The organism is Sunxiuqinia sp. A32, from assembly GCF_052690465.1.
In genome coordinates, this window is sequence record NZ_JBQYLI010000001.1 from 431,614 (window position 1) to 453,962 (window position 22,349).

Annotated in this window: 17 protein-coding genes and 1 tRNA gene; 10 read left to right on the forward strand and 8 right to left on the reverse strand. The window is 37.2% G+C overall.

Annotation, left to right across the window (positions count from 1 at the left end; genetic code table 11):
- The 4 genes from ACUNWD_RS01595 to ACUNWD_RS01610 all read left to right on the forward strand — a co-directional run bounded on the left by ACUNWD_RS01595 (position 1) and on the right by ACUNWD_RS01610 (position 3,902).
- Positions 1-627: a class I SAM-dependent methyltransferase gene (locus tag ACUNWD_RS01595; protein ID WP_445586007.1), complete on the forward strand. Its 627-nt coding sequence runs from the start codon at positions 1-3 to the stop codon at positions 625-627.
- Between the two features lie 5 nt (positions 628-632).
- The gene (locus ACUNWD_RS01600; RefSeq protein WP_445586008.1) at positions 633-1,202 is read left to right on the forward strand and encodes a GNAT family N-acetyltransferase; all 570 of its coding nucleotides are present in this window, start codon (positions 633-635) and stop codon (positions 1,200-1,202) included.
- 190 nt (positions 1,203-1,392) lie between these two features.
- Complete coding sequence (locus ACUNWD_RS01605) at positions 1,393-1,737, forward strand: hypothetical protein (RefSeq protein WP_445586009.1); 345 nt, start codon at positions 1,393-1,395, stop codon at positions 1,735-1,737.
- A gap of 71 nt (positions 1,738-1,808) precedes the next feature.
- On the forward strand, positions 1,809-3,902 hold the full coding sequence (locus tag ACUNWD_RS01610; protein WP_445586010.1) for a tetratricopeptide repeat-containing sensor histidine kinase: 2,094 nt from the start codon (positions 1,809-1,811) through the stop codon (positions 3,900-3,902).
- Between the two features lie 4 nt (positions 3,903-3,906).
- Here ACUNWD_RS01610 and ACUNWD_RS01615 read toward each other — a convergent pair whose 3' ends face one another.
- The 3 genes from ACUNWD_RS01615 to ACUNWD_RS01625 form a co-directional block, all read right to left on the reverse strand.
- Positions 3,907-5,835 carry a dipeptidyl-peptidase 3 family protein gene (locus ACUNWD_RS01615; RefSeq protein WP_445586011.1) on the reverse strand — a complete coding sequence of 643 codons (1,929 nt, stop codon included), beginning with the start codon at positions 5,833-5,835 and terminating at the stop codon, positions 3,907-3,909.
- 4 nt (positions 5,836-5,839) lie between these two features.
- Complete coding sequence (locus ACUNWD_RS01620) at positions 5,840-6,520, reverse strand: TrmH family RNA methyltransferase (RefSeq protein ID WP_445586012.1); 681 nt, start codon at positions 6,518-6,520, stop codon at positions 5,840-5,842.
- 90 nt (positions 6,521-6,610) lie between these two features.
- On the reverse strand, positions 6,611-6,880 hold the full coding sequence (locus ACUNWD_RS01625) for an HU family DNA-binding protein (RefSeq protein ID WP_445586013.1): 270 nt from the start codon (positions 6,878-6,880) through the stop codon (positions 6,611-6,613).
- A 275-nt stretch (positions 6,881-7,155) separates the two neighbouring features.
- Here ACUNWD_RS01625 and ACUNWD_RS01630 point away from each other — a divergent pair.
- Positions 7,156-7,240 (forward strand) — tRNA-Ser (locus tag ACUNWD_RS01630).
- Positions 7,241-7,662: 422 nt separating this feature from the next.
- On the opposite strand, the gene ACUNWD_RS01635 is transcribed toward ACUNWD_RS01630, so the two are convergent.
- Together ACUNWD_RS01635 and ACUNWD_RS01640 are read right to left on the reverse strand one after the other, a co-directional pair.
- On the reverse strand, positions 7,663-8,940 hold the full coding sequence (locus ACUNWD_RS01635; RefSeq protein ID WP_445586014.1) for a glucuronyl esterase domain-containing protein: 1,278 nt from the start codon (positions 8,938-8,940) through the stop codon (positions 7,663-7,665).
- A gap of 28 nt (positions 8,941-8,968) precedes the next feature.
- Positions 8,969-10,198 carry a cation:proton antiporter domain-containing protein gene (locus tag ACUNWD_RS01640; protein WP_445586015.1) on the reverse strand — a complete coding sequence of 410 codons (1,230 nt, stop codon included), beginning with the start codon at positions 10,196-10,198 and terminating at the stop codon, positions 8,969-8,971.
- Between the two features lie 143 nt (positions 10,199-10,341).
- On the opposite strand from ACUNWD_RS01640, the gene ACUNWD_RS01645 reads away from it, so the two are divergent.
- Positions 10,342-11,160 carry an FRG domain-containing protein gene (locus tag ACUNWD_RS01645; RefSeq protein ID WP_445586016.1) on the forward strand — a complete coding sequence of 273 codons (819 nt, stop codon included), beginning with the start codon at positions 10,342-10,344 and terminating at the stop codon, positions 11,158-11,160.
- Between the two features lie 37 nt (positions 11,161-11,197).
- Here the strand turns inward: ACUNWD_RS01645 and ACUNWD_RS01650 are convergent, their stop codons facing one another.
- From ACUNWD_RS01650 to rhaB, 3 genes are all read right to left on the reverse strand, one after another.
- Positions 11,198-13,051 (reverse strand): hypothetical protein, encoded by a 1,854-nt coding sequence (locus ACUNWD_RS01650; protein WP_445586017.1) that lies wholly within the window; start codon positions 13,049-13,051, stop codon positions 11,198-11,200.
- Positions 13,052-13,169: 118 nt separating this feature from the next.
- Positions 13,170-15,560 carry an alpha-L-rhamnosidase-related protein gene (locus ACUNWD_RS01655; protein WP_445586018.1) on the reverse strand — a complete coding sequence of 797 codons (2,391 nt, stop codon included), beginning with the start codon at positions 15,558-15,560 and terminating at the stop codon, positions 13,170-13,172.
- Positions 15,561-15,624: 64 nt separating this feature from the next.
- Positions 15,625-17,097: a rhamnulokinase gene (gene rhaB / locus ACUNWD_RS01660; RefSeq protein WP_445586019.1), complete on the reverse strand. Its 1,473-nt coding sequence runs from the start codon at positions 17,095-17,097 to the stop codon at positions 15,625-15,627.
- A 181-nt stretch (positions 17,098-17,278) separates the two neighbouring features.
- On the opposite strand from rhaB, the gene ACUNWD_RS01665 reads away from it, so the two are divergent.
- The 4 genes from ACUNWD_RS01665 to ACUNWD_RS01680 form a co-directional block, all read left to right on the forward strand.
- Positions 17,279-17,950 carry a B3/B4 domain-containing protein gene (locus tag ACUNWD_RS01665; protein WP_445586020.1) on the forward strand — a complete coding sequence of 224 codons (672 nt, stop codon included), beginning with the start codon at positions 17,279-17,281 and terminating at the stop codon, positions 17,948-17,950.
- Positions 17,947-18,498: a 1-acyl-sn-glycerol-3-phosphate acyltransferase gene (locus ACUNWD_RS01670; protein ID WP_445586021.1), complete on the forward strand. Its 552-nt coding sequence runs from the start codon at positions 17,947-17,949 to the stop codon at positions 18,496-18,498. The genes ACUNWD_RS01665 and ACUNWD_RS01670 overlap by 4 nt, the downstream gene beginning before the upstream one ends.
- Positions 18,499-18,578: 80 nt before the next feature.
- A complete protein-coding gene (locus ACUNWD_RS01675) occupies positions 18,579-19,364 on the forward strand; it encodes an amidohydrolase (RefSeq protein ID WP_445586022.1) in 786 nt (261 codons plus the stop codon).
- A 591-nt stretch (positions 19,365-19,955) separates the two neighbouring features.
- Positions 19,956-22,349 (forward strand): DUF11 domain-containing protein (locus ACUNWD_RS01680; RefSeq protein WP_445586023.1); only part of this gene is annotated, 2,394 nt, incomplete at its 3' end.

Consider the following 22,349-nt stretch of genomic DNA (forward strand, 5'->3'; position numbering starts at 1 on the left):
ATGAGCGAATATTGGGAATCAAAATTTAAAAATGAAGGAGCATTGTGGAAATTTGAACCCTCAGATTCTGCGATACTTGCGCTGGACTTGTTTCGAAAAAATAACTCACAAAATATATTGGTTCCCGGATTTGGGTATGGAAGAAATGCATTGGTTTTTGAAGAAAATGACTTTTGCGTTACTGGCATTGAAATATCGAAATCAGCAATCGAAATTGCACGTCAGAGCAGCTTTTCTGGTCAGATATATCATGGGTCGGTTCTGGAAATGCCATTTGATAGCAAAATGTATGATGGAATATTTTGTTATGCTTTAATCCACTTGCTTAATAAAAGAGAGCGAAATGAATTTTTAATAAACTGTGTTAATCAATTGGCAGATGGCGGAATGATGGTTTTTACTGTAATTTCCATTGAGTCAGAAATGTTTGGAACTGGAAAATGGTTGAGTAAAAACCGATTTAAATTATCAACTGGATTAAAAGTCTTTTTTTACGATGATGAAAGTATTGAAAAAGAGTTTAGTAAGTTCGGACTGATCTACTATCAAAATATTGACGAACCGATAAAATTCATGGATGATCAGGAACCACTTAAATGTAAATTCGTAATTTGTAGGAAAAATTGAGTTTCATGGAGGATAAGAGAAAGATAGAATTTGTGAATCTGGAATCGGATCGACTGCTGTTAGAAGAAATCTCATGGGATGATCTGGCTGATATTCATCGCTTAAATTCCCAGCCCGAAGTGGATGAATTTAACACCCTGGGATTGCCTGAAAATATGGATGAAACCAGAAAGTTAATTGGTCCCGCAATTGAGGAACAAAGTAAAGAGAACCGAAAATCATATACCTGGAAAATAGTTAACAAGGATAGTAATGAATTTATTGGAATGGCTGGCATGTTTCTATCTCGTGACAAATTCCGGCTGGGAGAAATATATTATAAGCTTATTCCTTCTCAGTGGGGAAAAGGTTATGCAACAGAAGTGGCAAAAACCCTTATAAAGGCAGGCTTCGAACAATTTGACTTGCATAAGGTTGAAGCTGGGGTTGCGACTTCAAACATTAAATCAATCCGGGTTTTGGAAAAAACAGGTATGACAAGGGAAGGGCTGCGCCGAAAAATCCTGCCAATTCGTGGACAGTGGTACGATAATTATCATTACGCTATTGTAGAGGACGATCCCCGGGATTATTAGTAGTATGCTATTATTATTTTGTAAATAAATTACAGTAAGAAAGAAAACCGTTTTATCGTATTTTAATTTGCAATGGTTTGCCATTCAGTATTTAAGATGCTTTTGTTTGCGTCAGTATTAATTTAACAACATCTTTACAATAGTAAAATTTTAGTATCTTTCAGGGACTAAATTTTAAAAAAATTGTCTCATGAAAGTCTTCAAGCCTTACCTTAGTTTAAGCAAAACAATTGAAAGCTACTTGTTGGAAGTGGTTTTGGCTGTTTCGAAAAATTATTCAATTGAGAAAATTGAACAACAAGAGATTGAGGTTGCCGATGCATTATATTGGGGAGTTATTATTAGTGTTTCAACAAGAACACAGTTGGTAAATGGACCGGAGTTGCCAGTTCTCTCTTCAGTTGTAGCAATTGATCTAGACAAATCAGAAACATATTCAAAAATCAAGTGCATCGTTGAACAGATATTGCCGGAAGGAGATCTGGGACACGCACAGAATGCGGAATCGGATTTGAACTTTGATGATGCCCAGTAGGTATTATATTTTATATAGGTTCTAGTTAATTGTTTGTATTTTAAGTGTTTATTATTGATATTCTGTCTTTTATGTGGAAGAGAGTATTCGTGATATATTTGTGTTTGTTGAGTGGGTATGCTGCTTTTTCTCAGGATGTTGATTCAATTCGATTGGCACAACAGATTGATTTGTTGAAAGAATTGAGTCATCGTAATTATGACAGCACAATTATTATTAGTGAACAAGTAAGTAGAGAAGCTAAAATACATAAGCAGCAGGAGATTAATTGGGAAGCTTTATTGTTTTTAGCTGATGCCTATGCTGAAATTAGTAAAGCCGATTCAGCTTTTTCTATTTTAAGTTGGGTTGTTGATCAGGCTATGATAAATCAAAATCGGATATATGAAATTAAGGCCCGAATTAAATTGGGCGAGCAATTTCAAAATAAATATCAGTTTGATAAATCTATTGATAACCTGATGATTGCCCAGAAGTTGTTGAAAGATTCTGATGATTTTAGTTTGCGGTTTGACATCATGAATGGGTTGGCTATTACCCACCGATTTATGAAAGATTATGGTAAGGCGTTAGAGATATTTCAGAATATTTTAGACAATTACTTTTTCCAGTTAGACGTCGTCCAAAAATTCTCGGTTTACAATAACTTAGGAATAGTTGAGGCATCACAAAGGGATTATAGTAGTGCTGAAAAGTATATGTTAGAAGCATATGAGATTATCAAGAGCGCAGACAATCCGGAGAACTTAGCTAAGGTAAGTTATAACCTTGGAGTTGTATATGTTCGGTTACAAGAATATAAAAAGGCAGATAATTTCATTAATAGTGCGCTGGTTGAATACCGGAAAATGTCTGATTTTAATGGGATAGAAAATTCTACCCGGAGTTTAGCCGCCATCCAGCTCGACATGGAAAATTATGCTGAAGCAGAACGTTTAAGTTTCCAAGCCTTGGATATCGCTAGGCAAATTGATAACAGACGAAAAATTCTTGGGAATTACAAAAATCTATATTTGATTTATGAGCGTCTTGGCGATGAAACATCTGATTCTGAAATGTTGAGAAAAGAGTTGGAGTATTTCCAAAAATGGGCTTTTCTGAAAGATAGTATGTATCAAACAGAGATGACTGATAAGATCTTTGAGTTGGAAAAGCAATATGAAACAGAAAAGAAAAACGGGCAAATTGCACTTCTGCAGAAAGATAATCAAATTAAAGAAGAAGAAATTAAACTTCAACATAGCCAGCGGAATTCATTATTGATTTTTGCCATTTTTATATTGGGAGTGTTGGGCTTTTTTATGTATGCATTAAATCGCAACAGAAAGTTAAATCGTTTGCTACAAGCACAGAGTAAACGTATTGTTGCGCAAAGTGAGCAAATATTCAATCAGAATAAAAAGTTGCAAAAAGCAATTGAGACACGTGACAGGCTTTTCAGCATTATTGCCCATGACCTAAGAAGTCCACTAATTTCAATTGGGAATTTTTCTCGCCTTATTGATTTTTATCTTCGAGATAATAAATTAGAGGAGTTGAAGAGGGTTGGAAAAGATCTGGAGACAAATAATGACTATGTATTGGAGTTAACTGACAATTTGCTTTCATGGGCTAAAAGTCAATCAGAAGATTTAGACCCTCAATTTGAAAGAGTTAGTATTAAAGAAATAGTAGAACAGTGCCTGGAAATATACAGTAGCATCAGCAATGAAAAAAGCATAGAATTAAGTTTTGAGGAAACGGAAGACTGTTTGTTGTGGACCGATAGAAATATGGTAAAAACCATTATGAGAAACCTGATTAATAATGCCATTAAGTTTACTCCTGAACATGGGAATGTTGCCGTTTCGTATCAAATGAATGATAATATTGTTGAAATAAATGTAGCAGACACGGGAATTGGAATGTCGCCAGAGCAGGTCAAGCTTTTATTCGATACTGATCAGAGAGAAATTCGAAAAGGAACTCTGGGAGAGAAGAGTACCGGACTTGGCTTGTCCGTTTGCAAGGATTTTATAAATGCATTAAATGGTGAGATAAACGTCGAGTGTGTCGAGAATAAAGGGTGTACGTTTACCGTTTCATTACCTTGTTTTCAGGAAACAAAAGATCATAAAGAAATCAACATGGGAATTGTCAAAGATTTTTCTGATTGTTTGAATTAAAAGTTCAAATTAGATATCCAAACCTATCGGAATAATCAAGCATTTGCGTTGTAAAATCATCTGCATAATTTACGGTAACATCTATAACTTCTCTTGAATCATTTTCAACCAATTCGAGTTCTGGGTTCAGGAACCCAGCATAAGGAGCAATCTCAAGCCTTTTAAAGCGTTCCAATACTTCATTGTGTGTAGCAGTGTCAATTTTTACTCCGTAGTTTTCAACCAATTCTTTGGCGGCTATAAAGTCTCCTTCTGATTTAATTCTTTGCACTTCGGCAAGAAGTTTTCCGAATAGATCCCGCAGTTTCTGATAGTCATTGATTTCAATAAAAGTTTTATCATCTTTTTTGACAAATGAAACCACATTTTCGTTTTTGCCATGTTCGTAGGCCCATTTAGCGATGAGCTGCCTATTGCGCATGTGTGATTCTTCCAGATTTTTGCCCGGTTCAATTCTTGTAAGTTGGGTGATCAATCCATTTCTCAGATAGGAATCAAATGCTGCTTTCCCCGATTCTTCTGATGGAACCAGCCCTAGTTCCAAAAGCTTTGAATCAGCGATATAATACAGTGCAAATAGATCGGCACGAGTTTCTTCAATTGTAGAGTAATAATTCTTTAAATTTTCAGGACTAACTCCGGAATTCATTTTGCCTGAACCATGCCCCAAACACTCGTGTAAATCAGTATGCAGATTACCAGCCAAATATCCATATTGGCGGGCTCTGTTAATTTCTTCTTCTGATGCCGCGAATTCTTCCAGCATACCATTTCCCAGGGAGTCTTCAAAATATGCTTTTGTAATGTTTTCAATTGTAACGGACTTTGAGCCATGTTCCTCCCTAATCCATTCTGCATTTGGTAAGTTAATACCAATTGGAGTATATGGATGACAGTCGCCGCCAAGCATAGCTACATTGATAACTTTTGCGCTTACACCTTTAACTTCTTTCTTTTTGAAAGCATCATTTACTGGTGAATTGGCCTCAAACCAATTCGCGTTATCTGCTAGAATTACTGCACGTTTGGTCCCTTCAATATCTTTATAGTTAACAATTGATTCCCAGCTTGCTTTTATCCCAAGTGGATCCCCGTAGATCTCGATAAATCCATTTACAAAATCAACCATGCCATCCAACTCTTCTACCCAGGAAACAGAGTAGTCGTCAAACTTTTTAAGGTCTCCAGTTTGATAATATTCTATGAGTTCGCCAATTAGTTTTTTTTGCAAATCATTTTCAACATACGTAACTGCTTTTTCAAGATTCGAGATAATTTCAGAGATTGCCTCTCCATACATGCCGCCAACTTTCCATATTCGCTCAGTTAGCTTACCATTTTCTTTAATAAGTTGAGAGTTCAAGCCAAATGATGGGGCTTTTTCCCCAGCCGCTTTTCTTTTCTCAGCATAAAATGTTTCAGCTTCTTCTTGCGAAATATCCTGATAATAATTCATTGCTGAAGCTTTCAATATATCGGTATTACTGTCGAGTGAAATTCGTTTGGCTTCTTTTTCAGGGTTGGTGATAACTTCAATAATCTCGTCCAACTCTGAAATGAATGGGAGAGAAGATATATTTGATTGATCCAGAAATTCTCTCAATTCGGATGCAGAGAATTTTGGGGTGATTTTATCGGTAGAGTAATGGTGGTGGATCCCATTTGAGAACCAAATTCTTTTTAAATATAAATGAACGTTTCGGAACAGCTCCGACGTTTTGTCTCCTTTGTATGTTGCTAGTGCCGTTTCAAGCAATTTGCGGATTTTCAGGTTATACCGGTTGTTTTGATCCCAAAGGATATCCCGTCCGCTTTTGGCTGCTAACGCTAAATAGTAAATATATTTTTTTTGCTGGAGGTTTAGCTTTTCAAATCCATCCAGTTTATATCGTAATATCTTGAGGTCCGCAAATTTCTCTACAAATACATTCATACCTTTATTTAGTCTCTCTGTTTTTAATAAATCGTTTCTCTAACAATTTAGAGCTTTTAATAGTTCGACGAAGCCATTCTAATTTTACTTCCTGTTTTTCTTTTTCACTTAGCATCCACTCAATACCCGAGTGAAACCGTAGCTGGTGGGTGAGATGATGCATGGTGATGGCAGCAGATACTGAAATATTGAAACTTTCAGTGAAGCCATACATTGGAATTTTAACGAATTCGTCTGCTTCTTCTTTAATGATGTCTGTTATCCCGGTTAATTCAGTCCCAAAAACAATGGCCGCTTTTCCTTTTGAAAGATCAAATTCTTCCAGCTTGGTATCTCCTTCGTGTGGTGTGGTGGCCACAATTCGATAACCTTGTTTTTTTAATTCGTGAATGGCTACAAGACTATTTTGCTCATTTTCGTTGTATTTGTGCAGATTCAACCATTTAGAAGCACCCATCGCCACCTCGCGGTCAACACTAAACTTATTTCGATTTTCTATGATATGTACATTCTGAATGCCAAAGCAGTCGCACGTTCTTAATACAGCGCTTGCATTTTGTGGTTGAAAAATGTCTTCTAGAGCAACAGTAAGGTATCGCGTACGATTTTCAATTACGTTGTTGAATAACTGCAATCGTTCAGGCGTAACAAAGTCCGAAAGATATTCAATCAGGTCAGTATTCATAAGCCGGGTTTTTTATTAATGCAGCTACAAAAATAGAAAAGGGAAGCTTTTTTATAGCTTCCCTTTCAAAATTTCTTCTCAGGATACTTACTAGATTGTATCAGCTAATTCAGCACCTGGCTTGAATTTAACAACTTTCTTTTCTGGAATCTCGATAGGAGCACCCGATTGAGGGTTTCTTCCAGTTCTTGCACTACGAGTAGCAACAGAGAAAGATCCAAATCCGATCAATGCTACACGATCACCATTTTTTAATGCGTCAGTTGTTGAATCAACGAAAGCATCCAGTGCTTTTTTTGCATCTGCTTTAGTAAGACCAGCTTTTTCAGCGATGGCGTCAATTAATTGAGCTTTGTTCATAAGAAAACATGTTTAGGGTTAAAAAATAAACTGATTATAATTGTTTGTTTATTGACATATTAATTTTTAAATACTGTTTAGAACGAGTTTAAACTTTCTAAAACCTCAGTAAAATCAAGCATTTTCGAAGCTTTAAATTTACAGTTTATAAAATTCTAAAATATGATTCAAAAAAACAACCTTTGCGGCTTATTTTTTTTTTAGTAATCGAAAGTTTTTTTTCAGTAAAAGTTTTTGGTTTTTAAAAAAATCCTCTACTTTTGCCGCCACATCACGGAGAGATGGCAGAGTGGTCGAATGCGGCGGTCTTGAAAACCGTTGATCTTCACGGATCCGGGGGTTCGAATCCCTCTCTCTCCGCAAAAGCGGCAAATCATTGATTTGCTGCTTTTTTTATGAATTTCATAGAAGTGTATTGTCTTTGTATTCAGCATGTTGTGTCTGGTGTTGTGGTGAGTTTAAGGTGACTAACCCAGCTTCAAATTTTTGGTGGAGTATTCAAACTCATTAATATTAGCTCTTTTAAAACTTGAAATAGATCCACTAGCTTCGCATTTCTTCTACTTCCGTTAGTATTATTATCGGCTTAATTTCCTGCTGATTTGCGCTAAAATAATAGAGACCGAACCAAGTCCAATTGATTATTTCATTAGAAATAGGCATGGAATATCTGTCATACAACAGTAATCTTGAAGACTTGAATAGCGTTAAGAATTCATTTTTTAAGACAGTTTGAGCTTTCCGGATGTATTTTTCGGTGCTTTGAGACCTCAAATTCAATTTTAAGGCTGAGCTTTTATGAAATGCATATTTGCAAACTTGATGAACTGATCCCAGTCATAATCGGTCAAATTGTGTTTCCCGTTTCGAATGTGATAACCAATTGATCCCATAACGGGATGTTCTATATCTGGCATTTCTGTTGCAGGTAGCCCTTCCAGATCATATAATTTATAAGCTGGAGACGCATAAAGTGCGGAAAGGAATTCCCCTTTTGGATCGGACCATAAATCTTCTTTTGCACTTGCAACATAAAGTGGTCTTGGTGCAATTAATGCGAGGAGCATGTGTTGATCAACTGGCATTTCACCTTCTAATCCAGCATATTTTTTAATGTTATCGCAAAACCAATACGGAAAGGTATACGCAATTCGTCCAACCGTTTCACCAAATCGTCTTCTTGATAAAGCTGCTCCCATGCAGCCAGATTCATTAGAAACGCATATTGCAAAACGTTGATCTTGCGCTGCCGCCCACAATGAAGTCTTGCCCAAACGTGAGTGTCCCACAACAACCACTTTTTCTTCATCGATATCTTCATCAGTTTCAAAGTAATCCAGAGCTCTGGATAGTCCCCATGACCATGCAGAAATAGCTCCCCATTCATTCACCCTAGGGTTCATTTGACCTTCTTTGTACAAAAGTGGGTGAACTCCATTTGAAAAATCATTCCAGTCTGGATCAATATCTCCACAATAAATGGTGGCTAGACCATATCCTGCTTCTAATATCTTTTTTACAGGCCAACGATTGGAACTGGCGCCTCTTGATTGTTCGGTAATTTGATTGTGAATAATTCCGATAGACGGATTGTCTGGAGCCCAGGATTCTGTTAATCGTATATTGGGATCTTTGTCAATGGTGTGGTTCCCATAAAAATTAAGTCCTAAAAAAATTGGGGCTTTCTGCTCAGATTTTGGCAAATAAATCAGAATATCAAAGCTGATTTTATGTCCGTTTTTTTCAAAGGAAAGTTCAACTTGTTTTCTGATTGCCGTTCCATCTAAGGCATTTTCGTCTTCGTCGAAAACGTGTATGCTGGAGATTTCAATTTCTCCTGGTATTTCACCATAAATCTCCTGAGTAAATAATTTGAGTATTTCCGGTCTTCTGCTTTTCTCCCATTTCTTAACAGATTTTATCTTCTTCCCAGTTTTACTTTTTAGTAGTTCGGGCGATTGGTAAGCAGGGACTTCATCCTCATCTGTAATAGAAGCTGGACGTTGTGCCATTGATGCACATGAAAATAATAGTAGGATTAGAAAATATGTTAGTTTCATAAGTTAGCTTTTAAAATTTGCAGTTTTGTTATTTTATGGTTGTTTCTGGTTGCGCTATATTATGATTTTCAGTGTTGGCAGCACCATCGGTTTTATTTGCAATTAGAGAAAATGCCATAACAAGACTCGAGACGATTATCACAACCAGTAATGCACCGCTTTCGAATTCCGGTACTTTGAAGTCCTCAGGAATCGCAAAAAATAAGAGTACTGAGACTAAACCTCGAGGAGCAAGAAATACCTGGGGAATAATATCTTTTCGTTCGACGCCTAAAAACATAAAATATCTAACTCCATATATTACTGTTAAAAACAATAAGCTTATGGTCCAAACTTCCCAATTCAAAAGGGAGGACAATGACAGACTGATTCCAAAAACAACGAAGAAAAATGTTCTTACCAAAAAGGAAGATTCAATGGTGATCATCTTGAAATCCTCAAACAGGGCATCAATGGATTCATCATTCAGTAATCTTTTCAGTTTGCCAAATAACAGAACCTTATGGTTTCTCAGGAGCAAGCCAAACATTAAAATGATGAGTAATGAAGAAAGGTGCAGCAACTTCGCTGAGGCATATAATAGAACCAATACAGCAAGGAATAAGAAAAATTTAGCGTCTGATTTTATGAACTGAATTATATACGTTAAAAAATAACTTAGCACAACAGAAATAACAAGCGTAATGATAATGTTACCACTTAATAAAAGAGCAACTTCGCCAACACCTGCAGCATTTACATTTTCAATTAGAAAATAAAAAAACATGATTCCCAGTATATCCGAAAAAGTGCTTTCATAAATCATGAATTCGCGTTTGTCTTTACCTAGATTGGCCACACTTGGAATAATTATGGCACTGCTCATAATGGAAAAAGGAATTGCATATACCAATGCAGGTAGGAATTCCATGTTTTGAATAAAGAATTGTAATATATATGCAATAAGCAAACTGGTAAATAATAGTGAACTAAAAGCAATTACCAATGATTTCCATATTATTGGCCATTTTTCTTTTCTTAATTCCAGATCGAGAGCTGCCTCTAAAACAATCATTATCAACCCGACTATTCCCAGTACTTCCAAGGTGTTAAAGTATTGAGGTGTAATTCCGTATACGTTTAAAACCTGTTGAATACCTAGCCCAAGGAGAATCAACATAAGCACACTTGGAATGTTCGTGCGCTTAGCGATCATGTTAAAGAAGAATGATACAATAACTATTACACAAAGGCTGATAACAAAAAGGTAGGCACTCATAAAGTTGTCGTTAAATTAAAATCTAATATACAAATATCCTTTATTCATGCGACATGCCTATTCATTTTTGAAAATATTATTTAACAGGAAAAATAGCTTAAAACATATTTGGATTTGATATTTTTTCATCAACTTTGAAAGAAATGAATTCCAAGGAAATATATCAAAATGATAAGGTCGTGGAATCGTGGGAAGAACTTTGCGAAGAAGTTTATCATGATTCGTGGAAACCTCAAATGAGTCGATACCGTTCGGATTATGCATTTCGTGGACTGTCCGATTCAAGTTATGAATTGAAGAGTAGTTACATTCGTAATTGTGGTTCGCGCCCTGAATTGGAGTATCATATGCTTCGAAATTTTAGAAAATACTCCATTTCGAAAGATGCTCAATTGAGTGCATCCTTTTGGCGATCGTTGGTAATGGCTCAGCATCATGGTTTACCAACCCGACTGTTAGATTGGACTTATTCGCCATTTATTGCAATGCATTTTGCAACGGCTAATACGGACAAGTTTGATATTGATGGCGTAATTTGGAAAGTTGATTTTGTTCGGGCAAACCGTTTGATTTGCGAGCCATTAAAGAGCCAGCTTTCTGAAGAAAAGTGCAATGCTTTTACCGTTGAGATGCTGGAGGAAAACATCATGTCACTTTCAGATTTGGATCATAAATTGGAAAAAAGCCAACTTATTTTTTTCGAGCCTCCGTCACTTGACCAACGGATTGTGAACCAGTTTGCCTTTTTCTCGGTGATGAGCAATCCAACGGCCATATTAGATGACTGGCTCATAGAACATCCAGAACTTTTCCGACGGATTATTATTCCAAAAGAATTGAAGTGGGAAGTTCGAGATAAGTTGGATCAGGCAAATATTACGGAGAGGGTACTGTTTCCAGGCTTGGACGGATTGGCCCGGTGGTTAAAAAGACATTACAGACCTGCGACAGATGAAATTTAGGTTTCAAATTGTCACGAATTGAATACAAGTAATTTTATCACAGGAAGCGTATAAAACCACCTGACGGAATCAAAAATTCTACCGTGTTTTTGCGTTTTGTTTTTAAAATATCTTTTTCTGTCATAGCCCCTAAATGATTATATATTTCGTAGCTGTATTCCATTCCTGGCTGACTAATTACAAAATTGAGAAGCTCGGATTCTTTTGAATTGATTACATCCAATGTTTTTGTCATACTGTACGGAAGTGCAAGTGTATAATCTTCATATAAAGTATAGATGGATTTGGTTTTATTTTCAACGTGAATGGCGGGGTATTGCCTGGCAACTTTAATAGGCTCAAAATCACCTTTCATAATAACATCGTAATTTTTCTTCCAATATTCTAACCAAAACCTGATTGTCTGTTTGTTATCTTCTGGCATGGTAGTGATATAAAATGACAAGTAAGGATTTCCGTACATAATTGCTTGAAACTTTCGGGCAACTTCTATACTTTTATCTCTTGGGTGAACTCCCATAATTTCAAGGAATGGTGTTTTGCTTCCATAGAGTAAACGATTGTTGACCATTTTCTCACGAACAATTTTAATACTGTTCACACCAACAAAACCTGCCAGAAAATTCTCGTAATTGCTTCGGTTTGGGCCTACTGAAGCAAATTTATTTCCCATGAAAATATTAGGATTGATGCTTTTTAGGCGCTTGTTCAGTTCGTTTGTCAAGCTATCCAATGCGATACCAACATCTGTATAATCTCTGCCTAAATCATCATTTACAGATATATTTTCAGGTGGGTAAAAATTGCTCAGAAAATCGAACCAAAAGCCGTCGAACATCCAATTGCTATAAAAATTGGCATATGTACTTATCAGGTGTTTTCGAACTTCAGGGTAACGAGGATCTAATACGTAATTTTGTAAGGGGGCTTTGTAGTGCAAGTATTTACCTTCAAACTTTTCGGAAACAGCCGGGTTGCCACCAAGAAATGGAAAGGAATACCATAAGTAAAGCTTCAATCCCAGATCTTTACGTTTTTGATTGAAATCTGTCATGATTTCAAAGCTCTCTTCATCGTAGTTATAAACCGTATCTATCTTCATTTTTACCAGGGATCGCCAACCGTCATCAACTAAAATTGATTTGAAATTGAATGCTGACAGCGAGTCTAATTCCCGTGAAATATTTTCAAGTGGAATGTTACGATGCATCGGATACCAAGTCGAATATACAGGAACTTTACTTGTATCAACTGCAGTTGTTATGGATTGAAATTTATCAGCCAATCTCCACTTTGAAGCCTCATAGATGGCATTGGAGAAATGCACGTTCCGAAAATCTACTAAAATCTGCACTTCATAATCTTGTATTTGCGAGATGGGCGGATTGTCTTCAAAAAGACCTAATCCAAATACTAGCGTGTCTCCTTTTTCCTGTACAAAAGTGTTGATAAACCGATTTTCATACCTATCTCTGGAGGTAAATGTAATTTGATTCTGATCATTGATGGTTAATCCGGAAACAATAGCAAAACTGGCTGCAGCCCGGTCGTATGATGGCATCGTAAAGTACGATTTGTTTGACCATGTCTGTGAATTCCAAAGCTGATTGATATTGTCTTTTGGAAAATTGATTTTTACTGAAAAGGATGGGGGAGCACTTGGAGTCTGGGCATGCAAATATATCTTGACCAGAAATCGTCTCATATTTAGTTCTTCAATTTCGATTGAAGAAGTAAAAGGACGAAGGCTTCCTTCAATTTCAATTTTGTCGTTATCAAAGGAGAACCCTTCAGGTTCAAACCCAACAGCCTCCACTTTTTTTATGCATAAAAAAATGACCATTACGGCCATGAAAGCTGTAAAAGTATTTTTGTTCCAGGATATTAGCATCTGTCTTTAATACATCCCCTGGATTATCGAATCACCACAAACCGCAATCCGAAGTTAATAGGAAGAATGTTAAATTCAAAGCAGATCTTGAAAATATAATTAATGTACTGGTAATCGGCTAAAGATCAATGATAGTCGACTTTTTTAAAGAAATTTCGTTTCCTTTCCAACGAAATGTTCCTGTCAGCGTCCCAGGTAAATCAATAGTCCCTTTAATGCCATTTATGCCAACTCTTTTGAGTTTAAAGTTTATCATCCCGTTTGGATGTGGCATTTTTCCTTCAATGTTCTTGAGGTCACCCATGTTAGGCTCAATTACTACTGATTTAAAACCTGGCTCCGCAGGTCGAATTCCAGCTACCAACGAAAGGAAATCATAATTAGGACTAGCGCTCCATGCATGGCAATCAGAACGTGTTGGGTCAGGCTTTTCGGCAAAAGTTGTTAAACCATTGGCCAGCATCTCATGCCATAAACCTAGCGTCGATAAGTATTCATCTCCAAGGCTTGTTTTTTGCAAACAACGTGTCAGATAAAAGCGGAAATACATGGTTGCCTGTATTAAGCTTTTGTCGTCTTTAAATCGCTCAACAAAATCAGCTTGTTCTTCTTTCGAAATAAGGTCAGTGAGAACTGCAAAAATTTGAGCATGCATGCTGAAATCAGTTTTCTCAGGAGTGTCTGCTATGTAATTTTTCGACTCATCCCAACATTGATCTTTAGTTGCTTTTAACAAATCAGAAGCTATTCTTTCATATTTAAGTGCTATGTTATTTTCGCCAAAGTACCGGTGAAGTTCCGCAGCATGTTTTGCGGTATATGCCAAATGCATGGTAAGTATGGAAGATTGTCCATAATAGCCACCTTTTGGAATTCCTCCCACCGCTTTTTCACCATCCCAAAACCATTCGTTTGCCCAATCTACAAAGTTCCAATACGGTATTCTGCCCAATATTCCTGTTTCAGGGTCAACGCGTTGAATAAACCAATTTAGAACCTGATCCATTCCATCCATAAACGATATTACAAATTCAGGATCGTCCCGATGCATCCAGTAGTCATGAATCATATTTACCCAGTATAGGGAGAATGGTGGAATTACTTGAGGAATTGAAGTTGGGTATCTGCTGGTTGTCAGTCCTTCGCTTATTCTTGAGTTGTCCAGCAATTGGATGGCATTTCGTATGAGCCGGTCGTCACCCGATACATAGAGCGAAACAAGTGCTTGGATGCGAGTATCCCCAACATATTGCAATTGCTCGTAATATGGGCAATCAAAGTAGGTTTCGCCTGCACAAAGTCTGGCAGTGTGCCAACCTACATCCCAGATCTTACTTAAATCAGTTTGATCAGAAATAAAGGCTGCATTTTCCTCGAGGGGGTAGGCTGTAAATTCACTTGTTAATTTGTTTATAATTAAAGGTTCCGATGAAGTGTTAATTTCTACCAGAACGTACCTCCATGTGCGAAACCACAGAGGCTCGAATAAGCGACTATCTGCGCCATCTGGTATGAAAGTGTCACTATAACCATCTATATGTTTCCCTTCAATCTCATTGCGATTCCCTTTTTGATTGTTATCATCAAACAAAGCTTCGGAATAGGTTAATTTTATATCGCTTCCTTTTCCTCCGGAAACTAATAGTTTAGGATATGCTGTTGTTAAAACTTTTTGGTCTAACAGAAAACTACAATGTTGATTTGCCTTAATTGTAATAGGGTTATTACCTCTTAGGAAATCTTCGCTGATTTCAATATTTGATGATCTTCGAATGTTTGCGAATTCTTGTGGAATCAATTCCATAAAAGGTATTTGGCGAGGTTCAAGTCCCCATTCAATTCCGGTACCTGCTTCTCGTGGCTGTCCCCAGGTAATGATTTTCGCATTTTTCCAGTTTGAGTCATCAAAAGCTAATTGTTCCCAATTCCATGGGTAGAGTGATGCATCGATTCTGTCACACGGACCAACAACAATAAATTGGCCGCCAGAAGTTTTTCCACCACTGGGAGAAAATGCTTCATTTTTTACTACTTTCCAACTGTCATTTGTATTGATGAAGGATTCAGCAGATGAATTCCCTTGTAGTATGAATCCCGTTTTATAACTTATTTGTGCCCACGGTTTTTGTTCCGCATAGTTCCAAACAACAGCTGCAACTAAATTATCACCTTTTTGTAAGAACGATGAAATATCAACCGATTCAAAACGCCAATGCAGCTGATCACCACGGCTGGGACCCAGACAAACAAATTTTCCGTTTACAAACAATTTGTAGCGGTTATCTGCTGACACATGAATGATAAACTCTCCGGGAACCTCGTTTAACGAAAATGTTTTTCTAAAATTGAAGACCCCATAATCAGTTGCTGATGTTGTCGGATGGTTAATCCATTTAGCATTCCATGGTTTGATCAGAAGATCAGGATTGATTTTATCAACAAACACTTGTTGTGCATAAGAACCCAGAACAATTATTAGAGCTGCAATTAGTGAAACGAATTTTTTCATGTTTGTAGGTTTATTTGGCAAAAAAGGACCGGAATTTTCCCACTATTTAAAGGTACTGATATTTTTATTCAACTAAATTCACAAAATTCAAATAGGCTTTCTCCCAGTTCAATTCTTTTTGAGGAGTGAAGGTTATCACTTCAAACGAATTTCGAACCACTTCCCGCATTTCATCTAGTGAATGAAGTGCTCCCATAGCTTTTGCCTGTAATAGTATATTGCCGGTAGCTGTTGCCTCTGTTGGACCTGCTAGAACATCCAGCCCTGTGGCGTCTGCTGTCAACTGATTCAAAAAGTGGTTATTTGCACCTCCACCTATGATGTGTATTTTTTCAATGGGTTGATCACTCACAGTTTTTATTTGATCGAGTGTATAGCGATACTTTAAAGCCAAACTATCATAAACACAGCGTATAATTTCGGCATGAGTTGATGGAGTTCCTTGATTTGTTTTTTTGCAAAATTCAACGATTGCTTTTGGCATATTCCCGGGATTTAGAAAAGAAGCATCATCCGGATTTACCAAATATTTGAATGGATCAACTGTCTTCGCTAATTGTACCATTTCGTCCCATGTATAATTTTTTTCATCTTCCCATGCACGGCGGCATTCTTGAATCAACCACATGCCCATGATGTTCTTTAAGAACCGGGTAGTACCTTCAACACCACCTTCATTGGTGTAATTCATTTCCAACGTTTTTTCTGAAATTAATGGTTGATCACTTTCGATGCCCATTAACGACCATGTTCCAGAACTGATGTATGCATAGTTTCTACCTTTTGCCGGTACTGCAGCGATTGCAGAGGCTGTATCATGCCCGGCAACTGCAATAACAGGAACTGGGTTACTTCCGGTTTCTTCTGCAACATCATCTTTTATAAAACCAATTTTTGTTCCGGGATCAACAATTTCTGTTAGAATTGACATTGGAATTCCCGCTTTTTCGATGATTGGAAGTTGCCATTCATTTTTTCCGGGGACAATCATTTGACTGGTACTTGCTATGGAAAATTCAGTTTTTGCAACGCCTGAAAAAAGGTAATTTAAAGCATCAGGCATAAACAATATTTTATCAGTCACATCAAGGATTGATGCCTTTTCTTTTACCATTGAGTAAAGTTGAAACAAGCTATTAAATTGCATAAACTGGATTCCCGTTTTCAAATAAACTTCCTCTTTTGAAATAATTTGAAACAAGTCGTCCATGCTGCTTTCTGTTCTTGAATCTCTGTACGCAAAAGGTAATGAGGCAATCATTCCTTCTTTATTCAAATGAACAAAATCGACTCCCCAGGTATCAACACCGATGGAATCTGGTTGAATGCCAAGATCCTGAACACATTTTTTAAGTCCGGTTTTAAGTTCGTTAAATAAACTGAATACGTTCCAGAAAAAATGGCCATTTATATATTGCATTTGATTTTCAAAACGATGCACTTCAGTAAGTGTAATTTTGCTGGATTCGAGGCTTCCGAGGATTGCTCTTCCGCTGGATGCTCCAAGGTCGAAAGCTAAAAAGTGATGTTTTTGCATAAGTTTGTTTACTATCATTTTAAGAGGATAACAAATTAAGAAAAAACACTTAATATGCCTATCCTGTGCAATCCTGAGTATATTAATAAATGAAATTTAAACTTTCTGTAATTAATTTTATGAGCTCGGAGAATGTCTACTCTTCAATGTTTTATAATTTTGCATGAAATCAGCCAAAAAGATGAACTCGATTTTATTAAGTGAAAATATTTGTACAGCCTGTCCCGAAATTAGCCTATCCTGCATAGAATGTTCTGTCGATGTTAGGGAGAATAATTCCAATTTATGGCAACTCATCAATAAAAAATGTGATGAATTATCAAACGAATTGAAAACCGAACAAATAAGCAAGATGCCACCTATTGCATCTGCCAGAAAGGCCTACAAAGCTTGTGGGAAAGATCCGGCTCGATACCGGTTGTCGGCAGAAGCATTATTACGAAGGGTAGTTTCAGGAAAAGGGCTCTATCAAATAAATACGGTTGTCGATTTGCTGAATCTTGTTTCAATTTCAACAGGATATTCAATTGGTGGTTACGATGTTGACAAGATTTTGGGTAGTATTGAATTGGAAATTGGAGTTGCTGGTGAACCTTACATCGGCTTAGGAAGGGGCGAATTGAATATTGAAGGAATGCCCGTATTTAGAGATGACCAGGGAGCTTTTGGAACGTCAACATCTGATTCTGAGCGAACTGGCGTTTCGCTGGAAACGAAGCATTTTTTGATGATTATTGTATCATATGGTGGAATGGAAGGTCTGGAAGAATCGACTAAAATGGCTGTTGAATATTTGAAAGATTTTGCTAGCGCAGATGCATTTGAAATAAAAACAATAAGCGGTAATTTATGAAGTTGATTTGTAAATTTCTAATGAAACTTTGGGGGTGGAAAGCCGTCAATGGTGTAATGCCTCATAAAAAAGCTATTATTATTGGAGTCCCTCATACCAGTGCGTGGGATTTTGTTATTTCCTACCTGTATTATACTGCTGTGGGAGGAGTTGCTAATGTTGTCATCAAAAAGGAATTTTTCGTTTGGCCACTCGGATATTTTTTAAGAAAAATGGGAGCCATTCCTATTGATCGCAGCAAGGGAACTTCGGTAGTTAAGCAAATCATAAATGAAATGAACAGCCGGGAGGTAATGCATTTGGCAATAACGCCTGAAGGAACCAGACAGTTGAATAAGCGGTGGAAAGCAGGATTTCATACGATTGCAAAAGCAACCGGGGCAACCGTATATTTAGGTTTTTTTGACTTTGGAAGAAAACAGGTTGGATGGATCGAGACAATGGATTTAAGCGATGATTCGCAAGAAGATATAAAGCGTATGAAAGCTTATTATCGAGAGCGAGGCGTGATTGGAAAAAATCCAGCACTCTTTACAGCCGAAGAATGAAACACCATGTTGCCAGTTCCAAATTTCAAAATGAAAATGAGAGTGTGGCCACTAAGAAATTGAAATGCAATAAATGACCAATGACTATAAATGACACTTTAAATATTGCCCTGATCCAAACCGATCTTTTTTGGGAAGAGCCAAAGAAAAACCGATTGCATTTTGAATCGCTTTTCGGAAGTCTTGAAGCGAATGTCGATTTGGTGGTTTTACCGGAGATGTTTGCTACTGGCTTTAGCATGCAGGTCCAACAATTTGCAGAAGGTATGCAAGGGGAAACTATATCCTGGATGAAACAGCAGGCTTCAGCAAGGAATATTACACTGGCAGGGAGTTTAATGATAAAAGAAAACGAGAACTTTTACAATCGGTTTGTATTTATTGGTGCCGACGATAAAATTGACTCCTACGATAAGCGCCATTTGTTTGCCATGGGACAGGAAAATCTTCATTTTACTGCAGGAAATAAAAGAAAGGTTTTTGAAATTAGTGGATTTAGAATTTTACCTCAGGTATGTTACGATTTACGTTTCCCCGTATTTAGTCGGAACCAAAATGATTATGATCTTCTAATAAATTGTGCTAACTGGCCAGCCCCTCGTCAAACCGTTTGGAATATACTTCTAAAAGCACGGGCAATCGAAAATCAGGCTTTTGTTGCTGGTGTTAATAGAGTTGGAGTTGATAACAATGGAATTCGCTATAGCGGAGGAAGCCAAATAGTGGATGCAAAAGGCAGTGAAATGGCTTCCTCCGGGAACAATGAGGAAATTGTAATTGCTAAGTTAAATAAAGCCTCGTTAATGAAGTTTCGACGTAATTTTCCAGTTTTAAAAGATTCTGATGATTTCATAATATCGGACTAATAAATTGTTTCGATAATATATTACATTTCTGTAAGTTAGGCTAATAGATGCATCGTTTTGGTGCGTAAATTACGTATTTCACACTGTATTGATCCATTCTAAATTCTTAGCAAAATGTCTCATTTGCTCAATGAGAACATTTGTTTGATACCTCAATCATGTAGTTTGTACTGAATTCGGTAATTACTCATATCATGTTCTTGCCTTGAATCACCTGAAAACCGTAACTTGTGGGAAACAACTTGTTTTTTTTGTTGACTATTTATCTGAAAATGCAAAGTTTTTAGATCGCAAAATTATCAAAGAATTCAAGTTTTAATTAACCTAGCAAATTGTGGACGTGAAAGAAATCAATATTGGAGTTGGTTTGTGGAGAGTTTATACAAAGTTTAATCGATTCTTTAACTTGGAACCTATCGGTCAGGTTTTTCCCATTGTTTTTCTTATAAAATTGGTGAGAATAAGCATCGTTGATTATTTGTCAGTTGTATGCTTGTTTTACTCTACATCATATTATCATCATAATAATACAAGATTTTCAAAGATGATACTTTCTCAATTGATCAATGATACTGATAAAAAATTATTTGTATGAAAAATATATTGAATATGAGACAGCTCAAATACTATTTCTTCAAGATAGCAATAGTATGTGGATTACTTATGGTCATTGCAGTACCAAGTTATGCGCAACCTGCAGGTTTGCATATTGAAATTGTTGGGCCTGATGAGGCGACTCCGGGAGAACTGGTATCATACACAATTACATTTTGGAACGAGGCTGGAACAAATCCACAAGATGCAGAAGTAGTTGTTCAGCTTCCTGATACAACATATTTTACGTATGAAGCTTCTTCTGATGACGGAATCCATGAAGTTGTAGGTTCTACTCAAACAGTAACTTGGACTAAAAACGAGAAGCCTGAATTAGGAAATGTGACCGCACGAAGGAATTTGTTGACTATAACAGGACGATTTGGATCAACGAATGTTTCTAGTATGCCCGATCCTGGTGCTTATTATATGCCAACAACTCAGTCTTCAACTATTGTTACTACCAACGTTACTATTTCAGATGGCGTAGATTTTGATCCTTACTCTGATTCATATTCTACCGACGTCCTACAGTTTTGTGGAGTGACACCTCCAGCAGGATTAGATGGGGCTGTAAAATCAAGTAAAGGGTCATATACTATTTTTCAATACGTACTGACCAACAATGGAAATATTACTGATAAATTTGATGTTGATGTGTTTGAAGGTACAGGGGATGATCAGACAGGTGGAACTATATATCGTGTAATTTTAGATGAGAATCAGGATACAGTTTCGGCTATTAACAGCGAAACCGGAAGTTGGACTACACCTTCAATTGCCCCCGGTAGCAATTATATATTCTTTGTTCAGGTATACGTTCATCAATCTCCGGCAAATACCTATGATTATACTGATATTCTGGTTTCTTCCACCTGGGATGAATCGTCTTCTCCCGGTTGTATTGCCGGACCTGCTACCATTACTACTTTTATTTTAAATCCACAGGGACCTGCTATATCTTTTAATAAAACTGATTCTCCTGACCCAGTTCAGGCTGGAGGTGTTTTATCTTATAATTTGTTTATTTCAAATGCAGGTGATAATGCCTATGGTGCAGTTGTCACAGATACATACGATCCTTTATACATTGATCATATTATAAGCACGGATCCTGCAACCAGAGCTGGTACGGATAATATCTGGGATCTGGGAGATATTGGTTCTGCTCCTGTTAAAATTGAGATTGTAGCTCAGCTTAAAACGGATATTGTAGATAGTACTATTTTAGTTAATAATTCAACAATAAGTTATTTTGAAGATGCACAAAAAACTGAACCTGGATCAGAAACTGCTTCCTGTGAAACTACTGTTCACTCCGCTCCAGATCTGCAAGTCACAAAGATTGCCGATAAGAATGAGGCGTATCCAGGAGATGCCGTATTATATACAGTTCGAGTGGAAAATGTAGGTAATTACACAGCTACTGGTGTTGAATTGATTGATGATTTTGATGAAATATATTCTGATATTAGTGATGGAGGTACTGGCGATTATACTACCACACCAGGAGAAATTTATTGGAATGCCGGAACTTTGGCACCTGGTGAATTTGAGGAATATACTTATGAATTAACGATAAAAGATCGAAGTGAGTTTACACAAATAGTTACTCCTGTAACCAATTATCTAAATGCCACTCTAGTTGAGACAGATAGAAGTAGCTATAATAATACCACATCGGCCACAGTTTTAGTGACTCTTCTTCCTGATTTAAAGATTATTATTGATGGTCCTGCATCTGTTAATTTTGGAGAAAGTTATACTTATACTCTTACTATCAGTAATATTGGAATGGCCGATGCAACTACTGTTGTAGTTGAAAATACGCTTCCTTCTGGTTTGACTTTTTCCTCTGTTACCCCTTCCGATGCTGGAAGTGAATCTGGCGGTGTGGTAACTTGGACTATTGGTGATTTGGCTGAAGGAGCAGCAATCACAAGAACGATTCAAGTAACTGCTGATTGTAGTAGCAGTATTACAGAATTGACTGATGTTGCCAGCGTTTATACTACTAATAATTCAAATGAGCCAGATCTCTCAAATAATGATACGACGTTTGTGCATAATATATCAGATGGCGAGGCTCCTGTTGCGGATGTAGCCAGTCTGCCGGACCTTACCGGGGAGTGTGGTGTTACTGTTTCTGTTGCACCGACAGCAACGGACAACTGCGAGGGCACGATTACCGGGACGACAACAGATCCCACAACTTATAGCACGCAGGGCACATACAGCATCAGCTGGACGTATGATGATGGGAATGGCAACACATCGACCCAATCACAAACAGTGATCGTGGATGACACAACAGCTCCTGTTGCGGATGTAGCCAGTCTGCCGGACCTTACCGGGGAGTGTGGTGTTACTGTTTCTGTTGCACCGACAGCA

Excerpts from the sequence above, each read along its gene's own strand:
- ACUNWD_RS01635 (WP_445586014.1), bottom strand. The coding sequence starts at position 8,940 with ATGAAACTAACATATTTTCTAATCCTACTATTATTTTCATGTGCATCA.
- ACUNWD_RS01650 (WP_445586017.1), bottom strand. The coding sequence starts at position 13,051 with ATGCTAATATCCTGGAACAAAAATACTTTTACAGCTTTCATGGCCGTA.
- ACUNWD_RS01665 (WP_445586020.1), top strand. The coding sequence starts at position 17,279 with ATGAACTCGATTTTATTAAGTGAAAATATTTGTACAGCCTGTCCCGAA.
- ACUNWD_RS01640 (WP_445586015.1), bottom strand. The coding sequence starts at position 10,198 with ATGAGTGCCTACCTTTTTGTTATCAGCCTTTGTGTAATAGTTATTGTA.
- ACUNWD_RS01670 (WP_445586021.1), top strand. The coding sequence starts at position 17,947 with ATGAAGTTGATTTGTAAATTTCTAATGAAACTTTGGGGGTGGAAAGCC.
- ACUNWD_RS01625 (WP_445586013.1), bottom strand. The coding sequence starts at position 6,880 with ATGAACAAAGCTCAATTAATTGACGCCATCGCTGAAAAAGCTGGTCTT.
- ACUNWD_RS01675 (WP_445586022.1), top strand. The coding sequence starts at position 18,579 with ATGACTATAAATGACACTTTAAATATTGCCCTGATCCAAACCGATCTT.
- ACUNWD_RS01615 (WP_445586011.1), bottom strand. The coding sequence starts at position 5,835 with ATGAATGTATTTGTAGAGAAATTTGCGGACCTCAAGATATTACGATAT.
- ACUNWD_RS01620 (WP_445586012.1), bottom strand. The coding sequence starts at position 6,520 with ATGAATACTGACCTGATTGAATATCTTTCGGACTTTGTTACGCCTGAA.
- ACUNWD_RS01600 (WP_445586008.1), top strand. The coding sequence starts at position 633 with ATGGAGGATAAGAGAAAGATAGAATTTGTGAATCTGGAATCGGATCGA.
- ACUNWD_RS01595 (WP_445586007.1), top strand. The coding sequence starts at position 1 with ATGAGCGAATATTGGGAATCAAAATTTAAAAATGAAGGAGCATTGTGG.
- ACUNWD_RS01655 (WP_445586018.1), bottom strand. The coding sequence starts at position 15,560 with ATGAAAAAATTCGTTTCACTAATTGCAGCTCTAATAATTGTTCTGGGT.
- rhaB (WP_445586019.1), bottom strand. The coding sequence starts at position 17,097 with ATGCAAAAACATCACTTTTTAGCTTTCGACCTTGGAGCATCCAGCGGA.
- ACUNWD_RS01605 (WP_445586009.1), top strand. The coding sequence starts at position 1,393 with ATGAAAGTCTTCAAGCCTTACCTTAGTTTAAGCAAAACAATTGAAAGC.
- ACUNWD_RS01610 (WP_445586010.1), top strand. The coding sequence starts at position 1,809 with ATGTGGAAGAGAGTATTCGTGATATATTTGTGTTTGTTGAGTGGGTAT.
- ACUNWD_RS01645 (WP_445586016.1), top strand. The coding sequence starts at position 10,342 with ATGAATTCCAAGGAAATATATCAAAATGATAAGGTCGTGGAATCGTGG.